Below are 19,011 nucleotides of genomic sequence, written 5' to 3' on the forward strand. Positions count from 1 at the left end.
ATCACCTTCCATATTGTTCAGCAACTAGTTTCTCTATATCGCGCAGCAGCGGGTTTTGGGAAATATCTTCAGGAGAATAATGGATAAGGAGTGAACCAGTAGCAGCATTAACAGTGAAAGATTTAATTTCCGGTATTGCTTCCAGATGTTCGCTTACCTGCCGGGCTACCGCCTGATTATTCAGCAGGTGCTGTGAGAACAAACGAACACGGCCGGGCATATAATGTAAGACTTGAGTCTGCTGTAAAAAAAATTTCACTTTTGTTGATGAATTAACAACCAGGGAAGCTAGGTCCATCTCATGTCTCTCCTTGTGCAAATAATGGGTAAACTGCCTGCGATGCTGCCATGTATGAATAGTCGCCAGCAGGACAAAGCCTACTCCGAGCCACCAATGAACCCGTTTGTTAAGCGGCAGAGTAAGAATGCTCCCTAATAACGACACTACCAATCCTAAATTTATTCTTCCATGGCATAAACTCATCACATCAGCTCCTTTACCTTAGAAATGAACATCATTATCAATTAAATATTATAATTATCATACTATTGATACCAATTGATGTCAATATATTTGCCAAATTATGCTTTTAGCCCCTTGCCCACGCAAAAGCCCCCGACCTCAACGGCGGGGGCTTTGTCTTACATGGGTTACTCTTCTTGCTTGTGACAGCTGGATCCGCAGCCACCAGAGCAATGGCATTGCGATTTGCCTTGTACTTCACGCCAAACTAATCTAGCTATATAACCAACCGCAACCAAACCAATCACAACTAAAGCTATCGTATCCATCTTGTTCACTCCTTTTGTCTTAATACCCCATTAAGGTTCCAATTTGATATACCAGGAAGGACATTATCCAAGCCAGGGCCGTCGTGTAAACGCAGGCGAAGGCCGGCCATTTCCAGGAATTGGATTCCCGCTTGATAACCGCTAACGCGGCCAGACAAGGCGAGTAGATAAGCACAAACACCATCAGCGAATAAGCAACTAACGGAGTAAAGTTGGGATCGTCAGCCAGTGCTTGCTGCAGGGCAACCGAACCTTCGTCTTCTGTACCAAGATTATAAATGGTACCCATTGTACTAACCAAAACCTCTTTGGCCGCAAAGGAGGCCACTAAACCAATACCTGACTTCCAGTCAAACCCTAGCGGTTGAATTGCCGGCTCAATAAATTTACCTATCTGCCCGGCATAACTGTGTTCCAGCTTTTCATGGGCCTGCTCGCTCTCATAAGCGGCAAGTTGCTCATCACTTTCACCTTTAAGCTCTAAGTAACGGGCAGCCAGTGGATACAATTCAGGATTAGTCGTTTCCAGCTCTTTGACTTTGGCATCTTTTTCAGCTGTCAACGCTGCTAGTTCCGCACTTTCTTCCTCTAGTTCTTCACTTTCTGCGGCAAACTCCTCATCAATTGCCGTCAAATCGGCAATTAACACTTCCAGATCTTTATTATCTTCAATTGCCCCAATATTTAACGGCTTAACAATCTCCTCGTCGACTTGCTGACTAAAGCTGGCTTCAGCCTGGGCAGCCAAGGCTTCATAGTCTTTGCTGAAATCAACCTGACTCGGATAATTAACCATAAACCAAACCAGGATAGAAACAGCCAGAATTATCGTACCGGCTTTTTTCAGGTAGAGTACACTACGCTCCCACATATGCATCAGAATGGATTGTATCGTCGGTATACGGTAAGGCGGCAACTCCATAACAAAAGGCTCCGGCTCGCCGGTAAAGAGCACACTCCGGAAAATACGCGCCATAACGATAGCCAGAAATATACCTAATATATAGATGGAAAACAGAACTGTACCGGCAATACTTTCATGGAAGAAAGCAGCAATAAGCAGGGTATAGACCGGCAATCTCGCACTACAGCTCATAAGTGGTGTTACTAAGATTGTAACCAGACGGTCACGCGGGTTCTCGAGAGTTCGCGTACCCATAATTGCCGGTACACTGCAGCCAAACCCTAGCAACAGCGGGATAAATGACTTACCATGCAATCCCACCGCATGCATAACTCTATCCATGATAAATGCAGCCCTGGCCATATAGCCGGTATCTTCAAGCACTGCGATACCTAGAAACAGTATGATAATATTAGGCAAAAATGAGATAACCCCACCAACACCGCCGATTATCCCGTCAACCACCAGCGATCTCAGATCACCTTCAGGCATTGTTTGTCCAGCCCAATTGCCCAAAGCTCCCATACCCTGTTCAATCCAGTCCTGCGGATAGGCACCTGCAGCAAACACAAAATTAAATAATAACCACATAAGTCCAAGGAATACGGGTAACCCAAGCATACGATTTGTTAAAACTCTATCGATTTTATCAGAGGCAGTTAAAACCCCCTCACGTTTGGAAGTAATAACCTGCTGGCTCAGCGTGCCAACAAACTGATATCTGAGATTGGCAATAGCCAGTTCCGGATCCATGCCGGCAGAATCCTGCAAGCTTTTCCGGGCCGCATCAACAGCAGTTAAAACCCGGGCACCTTCAGCCAATCCCTTTACTGCATTAACGATCTCGGTATCGTTTTCCAGCAGCTTCAGGGCCAGCCAGCGCTGAGGATACCGCAGTTCATGCTTTACTTCGACCAATAAATTACTGATTTCAGTTATTTTGCTCTCGACGTAATCACCGTAATTAATAACAAACGTTTTTTGTGTTTTATCGCCCGCTACTTTTACAGCAGCTGCCAAAAGATCATCCAAGCCAGTGTGACGGTTGCCAATTGTGCGGACTACCGGCACTCCCAGTTTTTCGGATAACACTTTTTCGTCAATTTTTGTGCCTATGCTTTCTGCAACATCAACCATGTTAAGGGCAACTACCATTGGCCGTTCCAGTTCCAGCAATTGTACTGCCAGGTATAAATTACGTTCCAGATTACCGGCATCCAGGATATCGACAATAACATCAGGTTTATCCTGCACGATAAAATTGCGGGCCACCAGTTCATCCAGTGAGTGAGCAGTCAGGCTGTATGTTCCTGGCAAATCAACCACCAATAATTCATGATTTTTAAACTTTCGGTACCCTTCACGTTTTTCAACAGTTACCCCGGGATAGTTGCCAACATGCTGTCTGGCCCCGGTAACACTGTTGAAGATCGTTGTTTTGCCTGAATTGGGGTTGCCAGCCAGAGCAATGCTCACTTTAGTATTTTCCAACGTAAAAATCCTCCTTCTTCCTGCTCCCTATTTTACTGTAATGTTGCAAGCCAGGGAATTGTTTAGCATAATTCGACTGCCTCGAACTTTAACAATGACAGATTCATTGGTACGGCTTAGTACACAGACCGGTGTTCCCGGTGTAAATCCCAGATCGGTAAGGCGCGAGCGTACTTCCCGCGGGCCGCCCAGTGCAGCTACGACCATCAACTGGCTTGGAACAGCATTATGGATCGGCATATCTCACCACTCCCTACTCATTCAGCTTAATTTCAATATTTTTGGCTTCGACCTTACGCAGCGAAAGGTTAAAACCCATTACCTTGACTTCCATCGGATCGCCAAGCGGAGCATATTTTTGCACCTCTACTTTTGAGCCGGGTACTACCCCCATGTCAATAATACGGCGTTGGACAGGTCCATTACCATGGATCTTCGCAACTGTCCCCCGATCTCCAGGCGATAATTCACTTAATAATTTAACCATTTCTGATTCCTCCCCATTACTTTAACCTATCACCAGCACTCTGGCGTTATCTGGCTGATGAACTATATCGTGACATTAATAATCATTATCACCATAATAACACATATCGGTTAAGAAAACTATAGTACACCCCGTTTTTTTACAAGTTCGAATTCAGTTTCCTGCAAACTCGGGATATTCCGGAAATACGAAGTATAATCCTGAGCATAGCAAATTATTTTTAATATTTGGCCGGAAGCAATGACCATCTCGAGAATTTTTCTGTAGACAGGCGCACTTTTACAATGCAGTGCATTTCCACAGGCAAAATCAAAAACAATACTTGGGGGTTGATTTTGCAGTATCCCCTCTATTGCTTTTGTCAAATCGGCAAAGTCAACTGGCGCAAAATCACGTAAAGTAGTAATTCTAACAATATTCGCATCATTATCTACAGCAAACGCCATTTTGGCAGTCAAAGGTTTTTCATTGGCATTCATGACTACAGGCTCAGAGACAACAGAACTTATTCCACCGGTCGTTGCGCCTAACAGCTCATTAATGATCGACAGCAGCTTTTCCTCTGTAAACGGCTTCAAAATATAACCTTTCGCCCCGTGTTGCAACGCATCAAACACCTTATGTTTTTGGCCCAGGGCACTCACCATAACAACTCTGGCCCCTGGATCAAACGCTGTAATTTGCTCCAAAGCACCAATTCCATCCACGCCAGGCATAGTGATATCCATCGTTACCAGGTCTGGAAGATGCTTTTTGTACGCCGCAACTGCCTGTTCGCCAGTTGCAGCTTCCTCTACCACCACATGACCGGCTCTGATTAAAAACGTTCCAATTGTTTTCCGCATCATTAAGGCATCGTCAACAACTAACACCCGCGCCATTTTCCTCGCCACCTTTCACCATAAATGCGATTAAGCTTAGCTGCATTTCTCCCAAGGCAGTTAATAGCTTCCAGGAATAAATAACTGCTTCTCTATATTTAGCGGTAGCGCCTTCTGCCCAAATGGTCACCGGCGTACCAATATCTATCGCTTGTTGCCAGTCAGGCAGCTGCAACAGTGAATTGCCGACGGCAGTATTAAAAAACTCAGAGAAGGCACTTTCTAACCAGATACCCTCATAACCATCCGCAGCCAGATCTTGTAAGTAATACCTGGCAAGCTGTTTAACTAATTCCTCATTAGCACTGATCATGAGCCGGCCTAAAAAAGCCCCCTTGACATCAATAAAGGTGGAAATATCATGCATGCTGACTATCCCGGAGCTTGCTTCTTCTTGGTGGATTTCCCGTACTTGAATCCCAAATTCTCCATTTAAAAGCGTTCTGGCCTGCTGCATAACCTGTCCACCAAAACGGGAAACATCAAACCAATCTTTATGTTCATCAGCCGACAGCGGCAGGCTAAAGATAAATTGTGTCCCTTTTCCCACTTCTGTCAACACTTCAATAGATCCACCGAGTTTTTCAATCTCGTATTTGACGGCAGACAAGCCCACGCCCCGGCCAGATAGTTCACCGGCAGTTGCCACACTGGAAAATCCATCGCCGAAAATGAGTTGCACAACTTCAGCATCTGTTAGACTGCAAGCCGCCGTTTCAGTACATATCCCTTTAGTAACGGCAAGTTGCCTAATAATGGTTTCGTCAATGCCTCTGCCATCATCAGCAATTGTCACCACCAGATTCGCACCAGCCTCTTGCAAATCGCAGCGAATATAGCCGGCAATTTCTTTACCTGCCGCCAGCCGTTCGTCCGGCGTCTCCAGGCCGTGTGCTACTGCATTCCGGAAAACATGGACAAGCGATTTAGTAAAATCATGGTATTTTACCGGATCTACCAAAGTTTTTGTCCCTGATATTACTAGCGGTTTGATCTCTTTACCTTGATTTAAGGCAACATTGGCAATGTATTCGGGGAACATGCCCAGCAAATCTGCAAAGGGTTTGTATCGCAGGCGCTGCAGCTCGGCAATAAGGATTCGGGCCTGACCAGGCGAAAGCAAACGCTGAACCTTATCCTCTAATTGGCGTAGCTTGCAGCTCTCTATAACAATCGTCTCATCCTGTAAGAAAAACTGATCCCCTAAAATCCGCCGCAGCTGTGTCAGTTCTTGCTCCAGCCAACTATACAACACCTCCGGCGGGTAAGCGGTAAAGCATGCCACCAGCTCCTGCTGCTCAATGCCAGCAGCCGCCTTGTCCCGCAATTTGGCTAAATCCGACTCCAATTCATGCAGGCCTGCAGCCACACGGCACATCCCTAACTGGCCTAACGTACCTTTCCAGGTATGGACAGCCCGAAAAACCGTATTTATTTTATGTACTGCCGATTCTTGTCCAGCCAAAAGCTCTGGCAGTTCCTGCCGGCAGAACACCTCATATTCTTGCATTGCTTTGTTAAACTCTTGGTAGTGCGTAACAGCCCGCACCACCATCGACAAAACATTTTTCTCTTCCTGGATCTTTTTCTCCATGTCCCGCTGCTGGGTAATATCTGTCAGAACCAATAATATTTCCTTACGCTCCGGCTCAACGGGATGATTAATCAGCTTATAGGTTATCTGTATATAGTTATCAGCAAATTGCAGTTCATCTGGCAGCAAGGAAAAATAATTATCCCGGAGAAACACATTTTCTTCCTGGAAAATCTTCTTAAATAATGCCTCTAAAAAAACCTGCTGCCCTTTATCGTCCGGATATAATAACGCCGGGACCGGTTCTGCCTGTATCTCCTGGTTAAAGATCACCACACACTCCGCGCTATACTCACCGGCTACTTTTAAGTCTTCACCAAAGGAAAGAAAACCCTGTCCCGCATTATCTAATAAATTACGTACTTTTGCTACTGCCTCTGTTAAAGCCAGTGTCCGGCCCTGCAATTGATGTTGCACTATCAGCTGCGCCGCATTTACCGCTTCTAACTCTTTTTTCTGCAATTGAATCTCAGCCTGCGATTGTTCAAGATCACTAACGACCTGTTTAAGTTCAGACTCATGCACCTTAATGCGATGAACCATCCAGTTCATGTCCCGCATTAAATCAACTAGCTCGTTTTCATTGTCTTCTGTGTTACGCTCAGCAGGAACACTGAGCAGCACATCATAACGGCCTGTTTTTACCTGTTGGCAAAACTCTTTCATTTTTTGTATTTGATTGGAAAAAAACCAATACCGGATAAGTCCCGGCAGCAGTAGGCCAACCAGAACAGTCACCATCAACGCGATTGCCATAGTATTTTGAAATTCGCGATTCGTATTTAGCCCTGCTTGATTGCCGGCCACAACCATAATCACAATGGGCAACAACCCGAAAAACAACGAAATAACAAGGAGCCGCGTTTTTATAGTCAATTGAGTTCCCACCTTCATCATTTAGAACGGTTATTTCTGCATGCCCGCTTTATTTAGAATGAGAATTATTATCATATATATATTGTTTATATTATTACAGACATTAAAATTCCTGTCAATAATTTTTTCCATAACATTCCTTAATTTCTATTTTTATCTTTATTACTAAATAACAGCAGTTCCGCCAATGCGATGTAGTAATAGTCGTTTAGTTTTTAAATTACTGCTGTGAATGCTAAAATCAAAATGCCCTGAAAATATTAAATACAGCTGGTTCATTCATTAATGAAGCATGTATTGAATATATATATTATTGCTATAGGATTTCTAAAAAAGGGGGGCTGCTTTTGATTCCCGTATTTTGGATAGGCCAGTTTGTTTTTTCCTGGACGATGTGGCTGATCTTTGCCAAAAAAGGCCGGTGGCATAAATACCTTTCAGTATGTATATTTGCCTCCTGGCTCTCACTAGTGGCAGAAGCCATTATGGTTCATTATCATCTTTGGTCATATTCCGGTCATCCCTTAATCGGATTATTAATTAATGGTTTCGGGGTATATATAGTGACCCTTTACCTCTTTATTCAATGGTTACCAAACGACCATTCTTTTAAGACATTGTTCTGGTATTTCTTTAAATGGACCTTGGCTGCCATTATCTTTGAAATGATTCATGCCTGGTTTGGGCATATTACTTATCATAAATGGTGGAACATCGGCTTCTCGTACCTGGCAGACTGGTTTCTTTTTTGGCTATTATTCAAATATCATTTATTCGTTACTACCGAGCGGCATTCTCTATCTTAATAAATTATATATTATGTCATATTTAAGCAATAAAAAATTAGAGCCTGCCAATATTGCGAAGGCTCTAATTCTTTATTGTGAGTTTTAGGAGGGCCATTATTCTCACAACAAACAGCCGCCTCATCCCGGAGGATGAAGCGGCAAGATTTTTCTGGTTCTGGTTGCGGGGACAGGACTTGAACCTGTGACCTTCGGGTTATGAGCCCGACGAGCTGCCAACTGCTCCACCCCGCGATGTTCATTTATGGTTAACTATTTATTTAAACTTATATCTATTATAGCACACTTCACTCGAAATTATTACAATTTCAAAAAATAAAAGGCCCCTACTCCCCCGAAGGACCAAATCCACTACGCTACCGGCATCCGTCAAAGTTGATGATTTGTCAGAAACCTCCTCTTTTATCCCTGCCTAACACGTTATCCACTTGCTTTTTTTGGTTTTTGCTTACTGATTTGCCGGCTGGCCATATTTAACTTTTGTGGACAGTCAGGTTGCTTTACGGTCTTTAATGCCCCTAATCAGATATTGCCGGCAGTGTCAGATGGGGGCGAGAATCTCACCATAAAAGTAGTACCGGCTTCTCCTGTTTTTACATCTATGCTGGCATTATGCCGATGGGCGATACTGTAGCAGATGGGCAACCCTAAGCCGGTGCCCGTTTCCTTGGTTGTCAAAAAGGGTGTGCCTAACTTCTGCTGCAGTTCGGCGGGGATACCGGTGCCTTGATCTTTAATGAATAAAACCACCTGCTTATCTTCTATAAAAGTACCCACTGTCAGTTGTCCGCCTGGCGCCATCGCTTCAAACCCGTTGCGGGAAAGATTGAGCAGCAATTGCCGCATTTCTTGAACATCCAAACAGAAATCCGGGATGTCAGCCGATAATTCGGTGACAATTACCATTCCTTTGAGAAGCGCATCAGACACCATTAAGGGCAGCAGGGTTTCAATAATTTTATTAAGGCTCTGCCGAGACTGATTGACCGGTTTGTTCCTGGCGAGAGAAAGATATTCTGTAATAATGGAATTGGCTCTATCCAGCTCCGAGATCATCAACTCCAATTGGGAATTAAACAGGGCAAATTCCTTTTTGCGCAGAAAAGATTGCAGAAATCCTCGTACAGTCGTCATAGGGTTCCTAATTTCATGAGCAATGCCGGCGGCCATTTCGCCTACAAGATGCAGCCTGTCCATACGGGAAATTTCCTTTTCGATTAACTTGCGTTCGGTTGTATCGGCAATTATCGTTCTGTATTGCAGATCAAGGCCATTGGTATTTAACAGCGGCATACTAATAAGCTGGGCATCGGTTACCGCAGTGTTAAGACTGGCAAGCCTTACTTCCGTAATGACCTTTTTCTCGCTTAGTCTGCAGGACCGCAGATGGTCGAAAAATTTCTTACAACTGTCTTTAGCAATAAAAACAGCCATCGGCATACCAAGCAAGCGTGATCGCTCCATGCCTAAAAGCTTCGCGCCGGTGAGATTAATCTCCCGGATACAGGCCTTGTCATCAAACGTTACGTAGCCTACCGGCGCAAAATCATACAGGGCGGCATAACGGTTACGGGATTCCTCCAACTCCCCTAAAACATCTTGCATAGCCTGACACTGGATTTCCAGATCCAATTCCCGATCCTGCAGCTCATATTTTAACCATTGAGCTTCCTGTGTGCCGGCATTGTCCGAAGATTGGCTGGACTTGGCAAGAGCAGTACCTTCGCCCTTACCTGATTCATCAGACCCGGCCATATTTTCACCCCCTGCTGACGCGCCCTTATTTCACCTGGTACTCTGTAAATCCTGGTTAGCAATGGTTTCAAAGGCCAGAAGAATCCGTTTGGTTTTGTTGTGTACGTTCACAACCCGGCGGGCACTAATCAGCATCCTGCCGATATCCGGAAAATCGCAATTGATCGAAAAACCTTCGAAAGCCGTGTCCTGCTCCTGAATATCAGTCAGCAGGCTACGCAGTTCCGGCACGTCCCACTGACCGCCTTTCATTTGGAAGATAGATTGACCCGCTATTTCCTCAGGTGCAATCTGGAATTGCTGATAAAAGGCCTGATTGGCTGTTTTCAACAGTAAATCAGCGTCCAGAACAATTAACGGATGCCGCACGGTCTCCACAATCGCTTCAGCATATTCACGGGCTTCCTGGGCAGCCTCATAGCTTTTCTTGAGGGTGTTAATATCGGCGAAGCTAATAATAACACCCTCGATCTTATTATCTACCGTCTTATAAGGACGTATTTGCATGGAATACCAGTGTCCCCACCGATCCTGCACTTCTTGCTCCCGCCAGTTAAGGGTATCAATCACCTCCAGACTTGCCTGTTCCAAATCAGGAATATCGATATTCGGCTTGATATTGTTAATGGGTCGTCCCACATCAGTGCTGATTAAGTTAAATGCTTTTTCTGCAACAGAATTAAACCGCCGGATGCGCAAATCACTGCTCAGAATGAGAATTGGGATACTGATGCTGCGCAGCAAATTAATCATATCATTGTTAACCTGGCTTAATTCTAGATTACGGGTGCGCAGTTCCTCATTGAGAGTCATTAATTCCTCATTGGTTGACTGTAGTTCCTCTTTGGCGGTCTCTAACTCCTCATTCATGCTTTGCAATTCTTCGTTGCTCGACTGGACTTCTTCGTTAGCATACCTGATGTCCTCATTGGCAGCTTCATGCTGGGCAATGATTGACTGCAGGTATTCCTTGGTAGCTGCGATCTCCTGTTTCAGGCCCAGAATCTCAGCCGGATCCTCGGCCTGGGAAAAATTTTGGTTGGCCGCCGCAGCACTGTCAGACCTGGTTTCCGGCAAATGCTGCGATATTGTATCTCTGAATAATACCAGAAAATATTCACCTTTTTGAAAGGGGCCATTCATAGGGACAACATCGACACTGACAGGGAAAGAATGGCCGTTTTTCATGACATGCAGGCCTTCTTTTCTGACCAGAACATTCTCTTTTCGGGCTTGGTTAACGGCAGTCCGCAGCGACAGAAACAAACCGTCCCGGGCCATCTTTAAGAGGTTTACACTCGGCAGCCCCGCTGCCGGTTCAAGATAAACGCCGGTGCGCCCCCGGTACTGAATTATATCCATTTTACTGTTGATAATGACACCAGGCGGAGCGTATTTATTCACAACAATCCGGTCGGCTTCTTTTTGAATATCTAACCAGGACCCGCCACTCGGAGTGCCCTGATCCTCTTGGGTATGATTGCGTATCGTCGCCGCCTGTTCAGCCGTGGAAAAATCTGACATCAGCGGGGTGGCTACCGCCTTTTTTATATAGATTCTGTATTTTTTATCCACCAAATCAAATAAATCGGCAAAAACACCAATAGATTCCGAGGCCCCCAGAATAAGAAAGCCGCCCGGATTCAGCGCATAATGGAACAGCGGAAACATTCGCTTATGCAATGCCGGTCCGAAGTAAATCATTACATTGCGGCAACTGACGAGACTGACCCTGGAAATAGGCGGATCCTGCCCCATGTCCTGCCTGGCAAAGACGCATATGTCGCGGATATGCTTGCTGACCTGATAGCCTTGATCCACTTCAATAAAGAAGCGGCTGAGCCGCGACGGCGAAACATCGGTCATAATACTTTTCGGGTATATCCCGGCCCGGGCTTTGTCAATAACTGTTTCGTTTATATCTGTGGCAAAGATCTGAATATGCCTGTTAAGAGTATTGTTCTCCAAAAACTCCAACAAAGCGATTGCCAGTGAGTAGGCTTCCTCACCGCTTGCACAGCCCGGCACCCATAACCGAATAGGCGTATGCGGGGCAGTATTCTTAATGATTGCGGGAAAAACCGTTGTTTGCAAGGTATCAAAAGCTTGGGGATCACGAAAAAATTTCGTAACGTTAATCAGCATATCCTGCTGCAAGGCGGCAAGCTCGCTGCTACTCTGCTGCAAATAAACGGCATAATCCACAAGCTTGTCCAGCTTGTGTAAGACCATCCGGCGCAAAATACGCCGTTTTACGGTAATTTGCTTATATTCGGCAAAATTAATACCGCTGGCCTTACGCAACAGACTAATAATTCCGTCAAGTATGGCGGCGCCGTCGGGGAATAAATTACGGTCTTCTGCTATTGGGCTGGCTATAATCCGTGATCGGCTGAGCAATGAAATCTCATCGGCAATCTCCGCCGGCGGCAGGACAAAATCCACCAGGCCGGTAGCGATTGCGCTGAGCGGCATGCCTGCATATTCTGCCGACTGCGGCTCCTGCACAAATGTAAAACCGCCGGAATTTTTTATCGCCTTCAATCCGCGCGAGCCATCTGTCCCGTTGCCTGATAAAATCACGCCAATTACCCTGCCGCCTTTATGCTTGGCCAGTGATTCCATGAAAGTGTCAATCGGAGTATACCGTCTCACCCCATCCGGTTGCGCCCTAACAGTTAAAACCCCGTTAACAACAGTCAACTCGGTAGCAGGGGCAATCACATAAACATGATTAGGCTTCGCAGCTACACCAGCCTCCGCTTCACTGACCTCCATACAAGTTACATTAGCCAAAATGCTAGCCAAGGCGCTTTCATTTTGGGCATCAAGATGCTGAATGACGACAAAAGCCATACCGGTTATTGCCGGCATACTTTCAAACAGCTGCATTAAAGCCTTCAGTCCGCCAGCCGAGGCCCCGATACCGACTATCGGACAGCCCTGTGAGGTCGTCACAGCATTGGTGGCGGCAGTTGCCATCACCCTGGGTGACTGTTTGCCTGCTCGCCCGCTGGCGGTGGAGCCCTTGCCGGAATTAATCTTCTTCAAAATTGTCCTCCTGTGCGATAATCTCCAGAAACTATTATGCACCCTGTGCGCCAATAACGCAGCTGGTAACTACTATGCCAAATCTTTGCCTTTAAAACCGCATATCAATTATCTTTCTCTGTAAGTAACTTGTTCAACGTCCTGAGGCTGAATCCTCTTCAGTCCCCATTAATAGTAATTTATTAGAAAATATTTTTGCGGCAGACCTTAATTTCCGGAAAGATACGGGCCGGATTATATAACGACAAACCCTGCAATTCATTAGTTTCTGAATTGCAGGGTAATTATCATTTATATCGCAATTATTTACAACTGCTATTGCTTCCCAGCTTTCTTACTAATAGCTAATATCCACTCCAGCAGCCACCGATGGCTGATAGCAATCATCAGGTATACCGGGAAGGAATAACTAAATTTCCATGTTACTACTTGATATATACCCATAAACGCCAGCGCCGGTTCGGCAACCCAGGAAAAAATTGCCGACATGACAATCATGGCCATAATGTACGAAGACCACTGCCGGGCATACTGGTATATCAGCATATAGATGATTGGCAATATTGAATAGTTAATCGGAATTAACTGTGGATACCAGGGAATAACCTTATAGGGATAATACCATAATATTAGATCAGTGCCAAGCTCGTCCATCCAGGATGCCGTGGCGAGAACGAACATTCCGAATAAGCATATTTCGCAAAGACGTTTTCTGTCTACCAGACGCCACCATATGATCCATGGCAGAAATAAGAGGACCACAAGCAACCACCATTGCCAGGACCACAGACAATCCCCAAGCCATGCCGCCTCTCTCAGCTTGCTAAATTCCACTTGGGCCTGAAGGACTTGCCGGCTTGATTCGTGAACAGTTCCCATCTGCAAAACTACTCCTTACGCCCCAAGCTCAGGGCCAAATGACCTGACAACACCTTCTCAACCATTTCCCCTTCTGACTTTTGGCAGCCCACGATCAATAGCACTTCGTTATTGCAGGCGGCAGGCTGCCTTTGGACATATAGCTTATAATACATATATTTACAGGCAAATCCCAATGCCCCGCCGGCAAACAGGGCAATCAACCCCCAGATAATAGGTCCCCAGGTCCACATAAACCCCCACATTACCCCAAATAGCATAAATACCGTGCCTAAAACAGTGGGCAGGTCAAACATGCTCATGCCGTCTGCCCGGTGAATGGAATCAAATATTTCCATATTCTTTCGCGGGGTGTTCATCGGAATAGCACAGATATGATCCGGCGCTATACCTTTGTGCTCCAGTTCTGAGATAGCGAGTTCCAATTTGAGCGAATGCTCGAATGTGGCCGTAATATGCATGTCAGTTTCCACCCCTGTCGGCATTTTGAAATCAGGGTTTTGATAGTTCTTCTTAAAAAAAGCAGCTTGCTCTTTTTCGAACAGGCGATTATACTCCACCGTATTTACATAGGCATCATAGATGGCAAAACCATATATCGAGGGAAGGTACATAAGCCATTCCGGATCGACAATAGCCTTGGCCTGCTCAAATAATCCCAGTGCCGAATACTGGGTACTTTGAAAAAGGAAAGAATAGTAGGCTATAGCTATCCACCATATTATCAGGAAAAACCCCGTCGGTATCCGGTGCGTATAAATATGACCCAGACCAGGGGCGACAACTGACCAGACTACGGCCACCCACGGTGAGCGCCGGTCTAAAGTGTTGATCTCCATGATAGATATATGTACCGGCTGGATTGTTTCTTCGTGTCTGTCGGCCAGGATGGCTAACTGGTTGAACTGCAGTGCCAGCCGATAGCTGTCCCATATCGCAAAAATAAACACGAGGACATAAAGCAATAGCCATCTATTGTCCACTATTTCTTTGGCCATGTCATATCTGCCTGTAAACGAATACAGTATGGCTAGATTGACTTTAGCCTTAGTATTGACTACCATTTCCCAAAAAAACAGTAAGAAGCCGCTGACATAATTGCCCATGCTGATATGCCCGAAACCGGGGTAACTGGTCGACCACCATGCGGTTGTATAGGGATTACGGAAGTGAAAGAAGTTCGTCGCAAGGGAGTTCATTAGCCCTTTGGGCCGCCGGGAGGAACGTTCCAGAGATTGCTGCATGAATGAAATCTCCTGGTAAGATAGTATTCTGGTTATTATTATCCTATTAACATAACTCTATACATATATAGTCGTTATATAAAAAAAGCTGCTCTCCGTATAGATAAGGCGGCAAGCTGCAATGTGTATTGACTGACAGATTAGGCGGCCGGCCATAACTTATCTAGTGTATAAGAAAAAGCCCTGCCGATTACCCAGTTGAAAATCGGGGGTATTGCCTCGGTAAAACTTTAATGCGGCGCTGTTATGGACCCAGCTTTGAGCACAAGTTTACCATAACTAACAAAATAATTAAGCCCCCGCAAACCTGCGGCGGCTAATTTGCTAGATCTATGGCGGAGAGGGTGGGATTCGAACCCACGGTCCCTTTGACAGGACACTTGATTTCGAGTCAAGCACCATCGACCACTCGGACACCTCTCCATTAAATTACTTACGCCTTTGGCGGAAAAAGTCTTTCATGAGGGTAGAGCATTCGTCGGCACGGACACCAGCGGTCACGTCCAGGCGGTGATTAAGGGCTGAATTCTGCACAACATTAAAAAGAGATTCCACGGCTCCGGCCTTATAGTCGGGGCTGCCATAAACCAATCTGTCGATACGGCTCATAACAATAGCACCGGCGCACATCGGACACGGTTCTATAGTAACATAAAGGGTAGCTCCCGTCAATCGCCAGCGGTTCAAGGCCTTACAGGCTGCTCTGATAGCAATAACTTCCGCATGGGCCGTAGCGTCATGCCAGATCTCCCGCATATTGTGAGCACTGGCCACAACCTGCTGATCCACAACCAGCACGGCGCCAATCGGCACCTCGCCCAGGTCATATGCCTTCTTAGCTTCACCTAATGCCAGTCCCATATAGTAACTATCATCCATATTCGCTCACCGCCACAGGGACTATTTGAATGTCACTTAGATATTATATCCCGGGCTCGGAAAAAAAGTCAACTCCTTACCCGCCGGTATATTGTGGATCATCCCTTACCATTATTCAGCGCCGCCTGCGGGTACGCAGGTCACAGCAATTTGCAACCCCGTATTCTTAGTTGCGCTGCCTCGCGCTTATCATCATCTGTTCAATAGCAGCTGCAAATCGCTGATCATCCTGCTCCGTTCTTTTGCGCGGACCGCTTGTCCTGCCGCCGCCCCGGCGAAACTTCGCTTTCAATTCCCGCTCTTCCAGCAAGAATTCAATATTATCCACACTGTACACTTTACCGGCCGGGCTTATACAATAGGCCGGCTTGCCCAACACCATCGAGGCCAGTCCCCAATCCTGCGTGACAATGATATCACCCGGCTCTGTGAGATTGATTATTTTTATATCCGCCTCCTGAGCCCCACCGCCCACTGTAACATGATGGTCAGATACAATATTATGATTGAAACTAGCCACCGTCCAAACGGGAAGGCCGTATTTCTGCCCCAGCCGGACACAGATCTGCAGGGCTGGCTTTGGACAAGCGTCAGCATCGATTAGTAATTTCATAGTACCCCTCTTTGGTTTAATTCTTTCTGTAATACTTTCGATGCACAAAATTCTGTTCCTTTATATTAATTAACTATAGTCAGGTACTTGCGCCAAATATGCAATCACTCGTTAACAATGCCGGCTTGTTGACTGCCACGATAAAAGTTATAATAATACCAGTACAAATGACAATTGGAGGAGTACCCGATGAAATCACCGATGGCCATGTACCGGTCTATTGCCGTAGACCTGGCCCAGCGAATTGTTAATGGCGAGTACAGTGTACACGAAAAGATTTCGGGTAGATCATTATTGGCCAGCCACTATAATGTTTCGCCAGAAACTGTCCGCAAAGCAATCGCCCTCCTAAAAGTTAAAAATGTTGTCAGTGTTTCCCAGGGAAAAGAAATAACCGTACTATCCGCGGAAAACGCCTACAGCTTTGTCGAACACTACAAAAGCACCGACTCTGTCGATTCCCTGCATCATGATGTGGAGCAGCTTTTACAGCAAAAGCGTGAGATTGATGCCAGGCTGGAAAACCTGCTCACTGATATTATTAATTATTCGGATAAACTGCGCAACCTTACCCCCTACAACCCGGTTGAGGTCGAAGTACCGGCAACCTCACATATCATCGGCCATAAAATTGCTGAAATCAGACTATGGCAGCACACAGGGGCTACGATTGTTGCCATCCGGCGGGCTGGCGATATTATCATATCCCCTGGTCCTGATGCCATAATCGAACCGCTTGACCGGATTGTGGTTGTCGGCAATCATGAGATCCTGACAAAAACGACAAATTTTGTTAACAGCCCTCTATAAAAATGCGCCGCCCTTCCATGAAGGGCAGCGCATTTTTATATTACCAAGCTTTTATGCGTAGCTCCCGGCCAGGGAAACGACAGCATCACTATGCAACCGTTCTTCTGCGTAACTCGGTTTTCTAAGACCATACACATCTTTCATTTCATAAAAGCCCTTACGCCCATAGATGAACTGAGCTGCTTTAAAAGCCCCCTCGGCATATGCTGTTCTGGAAAAAGCCGTATGGGTAATCTCTATTTGATCATACTGCCCGCAAGCCAGCACCTTATGGCGCCCGGTAATATCACCCGCCCGGATCGAGTGAACAGGTATCAGTTGTTCCCCGTCCGCTTTTTCAAGGCCCCGCTTTATGGCGGCAACAATTTTTTCGGCCGTGCCGGAAGGGCTGTCTTTTTTATTTCTATGATTCTCGTCAATAACCTGAAAATCATAATCGGCTTGAAGAGCCGCCGCTATTTGCGCCATCACCAGTAAGACATTGACCCCCCGGGTAATATTAGGGGCAATGACCACGCCGATCTCTCTTTTCCGGGCCAAGACCTTTACTCTTTTAATATCCATCTGGCTATAACTGGTGACTGCAGTTACCACATTGACTTTGCACCGCGCAAGGGTTGATAAATGTTCGCGCAGAAAGGCAGGCGACGAAAAATCGATTACTATATCAGGTTTATACCTGTTTAATTTTTCCTCAAGGTTGGCGGTCGTTTCGACCGCTACCCCCATATAAGGTCTATGTAGCAATTCGCCTAAGTCGTTACCGGCATCAGGGCTATTTTCCCGGCATAACACCAGTGACAGCACCTGCTCTTTATATAAATATTCCGCAACAATTCTCCCTGTTGTTCCTAAACCAATTAACGCAACTTTCATCCGAACACCTCCATGGTTAACTTACAACTTAATGATATCATTTGAGTTGTAAGTTAGTCAAGCCTATTCTATTCTTTGAAATTATTCATTATATTCCACATTTACAGATTAAAACAATTTAACCCCTGCCGGCCTGGCAGGGGTTTGTATATGGTGCTTTACGTATGCGCGTTATTCAATTCAATGTTTTCGCAACCCTCATAATCTTGGAGGACACCTATTACATGTCTAGTATTACCGGTTTATATTCATAATATACATGCATCGCCTATCGTGGGTTACTCGCTTTTGCCTTAATAATTTCTGAAACCTGAACTGCAGGATGATGATAGCGCCGCCGGCCGGCTGTACGGCTGCCAAAATCAATACTGTGGACAGGACAAAAATGCAAACAGGCCAGGCATTCCAGACACCGGTGCCGCCACGCAGGCTTACCTTTAACCAGACGAATATTATCAGCCGGACACACTTTTTCACAGACACCGCAGGAACTGCAGGCTGATGAACAGGAAAACTTCTGATCTGCTTGCCCCAGAAGTTTTTGCCGCCAAAAGTTGTTGATAGCAACAGACGGCAGCCACAGATATTCCGGCTCATAAACACTGGCCTGAGCCCGAACCGCACCGATAATATTTTCGATTTTTCTGTCTGCCGCCGCTAATCGCTGCTGCTGCTTAGCCAGCGGGGGCAGATCAGACAGCGGTATATAACTTGAAATCATTTCTATATGGAAGCCGGCCGCAAGCCGTTTCCCTTTTTGCCGGAGCAGATTGCCTACTTGCCGGAGTCCGCTGTTGATAAGACGGCTGCCGCAGGTTGTCACAGCAAACGAATACTGTGCCTGTTCCATATCCAGCTTTTTAATAAATTGGGTGACCAGTGGCGGCATCCCAAAATAATGAGTGGGAAAAACAAAGCCGGTACAGGCTGTGCCGGCGGCCGCAGTCTCTGCGTTCAATGAACGGAGCATCGGCACAGGCGTACTCCCATCTATTTGGGCGGCTATTGCCTTAGCTACATGCAAGGAGTTGCCGGTAGCCGAAAAATAGAAAATAGTAGTCTTCATCCCTCTA

Annotated in this window: 17 protein-coding genes and 2 tRNA genes; 2 read left to right on the forward strand and 17 right to left on the reverse strand. The window is 45.9% G+C overall.

What is annotated here, in order from left to right:
- Position 1: 1 nt before the first annotated feature.
- The 7 genes from SPTER_RS21345 to SPTER_RS21370 form a co-directional block, all read right to left on the reverse strand.
- Entirely contained in the window at positions 2-484 is a 483-nt protein-coding gene (locus SPTER_RS21345) for an HMA2 domain-containing protein (RefSeq protein ID WP_144352238.1), read from the reverse strand.
- Between the two features lie 167 nt (positions 485-651).
- The gene (locus SPTER_RS24915; RefSeq protein WP_170233359.1) at positions 652-792 is read right to left on the reverse strand and encodes a FeoB-associated Cys-rich membrane protein; all 141 of its coding nucleotides are present in this window, start codon (positions 790-792) and stop codon (positions 652-654) included.
- A 19-nt stretch (positions 793-811) separates the two neighbouring features.
- On the reverse strand, positions 812-3,187 hold the full coding sequence (feoB, locus tag SPTER_RS21350; RefSeq protein WP_144352239.1) for a ferrous iron transport protein B: 2,376 nt from the start codon (positions 3,185-3,187) through the stop codon (positions 812-814).
- Positions 3,188-3,214: 27 nt separating this feature from the next.
- The gene (locus SPTER_RS21355; RefSeq protein ID WP_144352240.1) at positions 3,215-3,427 is read right to left on the reverse strand and encodes a FeoA family protein; all 213 of its coding nucleotides are present in this window, start codon (positions 3,425-3,427) and stop codon (positions 3,215-3,217) included.
- Positions 3,428-3,440: 13 nt separating this feature from the next.
- The gene (locus SPTER_RS21360; protein ID WP_144352241.1) at positions 3,441-3,674 is read right to left on the reverse strand and encodes a FeoA family protein; all 234 of its coding nucleotides are present in this window, start codon (positions 3,672-3,674) and stop codon (positions 3,441-3,443) included.
- A 119-nt stretch (positions 3,675-3,793) separates the two neighbouring features.
- A complete protein-coding gene (locus SPTER_RS25735; protein WP_144352242.1) occupies positions 3,794-4,555 on the reverse strand; it encodes a response regulator in 762 nt (253 codons plus the stop codon).
- Entirely contained in the window at positions 4,533-7,025 is a 2,493-nt protein-coding gene (locus tag SPTER_RS21370; protein ID WP_170233360.1) for an ATP-binding protein, read from the reverse strand. Before SPTER_RS21370 ends, SPTER_RS25735 begins: the two co-directional genes overlap by 23 nt.
- Positions 7,026-7,372: 347 nt before the next feature.
- Between SPTER_RS21370 and SPTER_RS21375 the strand changes: the two genes are divergently transcribed.
- Positions 7,373-7,831, forward strand: coding sequence for a CBO0543 family protein (locus tag SPTER_RS21375; protein WP_144352244.1), 459 nt, complete (start codon positions 7,373-7,375; stop codon positions 7,829-7,831).
- A 158-nt stretch (positions 7,832-7,989) separates the two neighbouring features.
- Here SPTER_RS21375 and SPTER_RS21380 read toward each other — a convergent pair.
- The 8 genes from SPTER_RS21380 to SPTER_RS21420 all read right to left on the reverse strand — a co-directional run bounded on the left by SPTER_RS21380 (position 7,990) and on the right by SPTER_RS21420 (position 16,252).
- A tRNA-Met gene (locus SPTER_RS21380) sits at positions 7,990-8,065 on the reverse strand.
- Positions 8,066-8,353: 288 nt separating this feature from the next.
- On the reverse strand, positions 8,354-9,586 hold the full coding sequence (locus SPTER_RS21385) for an ATP-binding protein (protein WP_246105385.1): 1,233 nt from the start codon (positions 9,584-9,586) through the stop codon (positions 8,354-8,356).
- Between the two features lie 30 nt (positions 9,587-9,616).
- Positions 9,617-12,637 (reverse strand): chemotaxis protein CheB, encoded by a 3,021-nt coding sequence (locus SPTER_RS21390; protein ID WP_246105386.1) that lies wholly within the window; start codon positions 12,635-12,637, stop codon positions 9,617-9,619.
- Between the two features lie 315 nt (positions 12,638-12,952).
- Positions 12,953-13,516 carry a CBO0543 family protein gene (locus SPTER_RS21395; RefSeq protein ID WP_144352245.1) on the reverse strand — a complete coding sequence of 188 codons (564 nt, stop codon included), beginning with the start codon at positions 13,514-13,516 and terminating at the stop codon, positions 12,953-12,955.
- An 8-nt stretch (positions 13,517-13,524) separates the two neighbouring features.
- Entirely contained in the window at positions 13,525-14,760 is a 1,236-nt protein-coding gene (locus SPTER_RS25480; RefSeq protein WP_246105387.1) for a hypothetical protein, read from the reverse strand.
- A gap of 333 nt (positions 14,761-15,093) precedes the next feature.
- Positions 15,094-15,183 (reverse strand) — tRNA-Ser (locus SPTER_RS21410).
- Between the two features lie 6 nt (positions 15,184-15,189).
- Positions 15,190-15,621 (reverse strand): tRNA adenosine(34) deaminase TadA, encoded by a 432-nt coding sequence (gene tadA / locus SPTER_RS21415; RefSeq protein WP_246105646.1) that lies wholly within the window; start codon positions 15,619-15,621, stop codon positions 15,190-15,192.
- Positions 15,622-15,805: 184 nt separating this feature from the next.
- A complete protein-coding gene (locus SPTER_RS21420) occupies positions 15,806-16,252 on the reverse strand; it encodes a YaiI/YqxD family protein (RefSeq protein WP_144352247.1) in 447 nt (148 codons plus the stop codon).
- 189 nt (positions 16,253-16,441) lie between these two features.
- On the opposite strand from SPTER_RS21420, the gene SPTER_RS21425 reads away from it, so the two are divergent.
- Complete coding sequence (locus SPTER_RS21425; protein ID WP_144352248.1) at positions 16,442-17,062, forward strand: GntR family transcriptional regulator; 621 nt, start codon at positions 16,442-16,444, stop codon at positions 17,060-17,062.
- Between the two features lie 51 nt (positions 17,063-17,113).
- On the opposite strand, the gene dapB is transcribed toward SPTER_RS21425, so the two are convergent.
- Positions 17,114-17,938, reverse strand: a complete 825-nt coding sequence (dapB, locus tag SPTER_RS21430) for a 4-hydroxy-tetrahydrodipicolinate reductase (RefSeq protein WP_144352249.1) — start codon at positions 17,936-17,938, stop codon at positions 17,114-17,116.
- A gap of 268 nt (positions 17,939-18,206) precedes the next feature.
- Positions 18,207-19,004: an EFR1 family ferrodoxin gene (locus SPTER_RS21435; RefSeq protein ID WP_144352250.1), complete on the reverse strand. Its 798-nt coding sequence runs from the start codon at positions 19,002-19,004 to the stop codon at positions 18,207-18,209.
- Positions 19,005-19,011: the final 7 nt, after the last annotated feature.

Origin of the sequence: Sporomusa termitida, assembly GCF_007641255.1 — a bacterium.
GTDB classification, from domain to species: Bacteria; Bacillota; Negativicutes; order Sporomusales; family Sporomusaceae; genus Sporomusa; species Sporomusa termitida.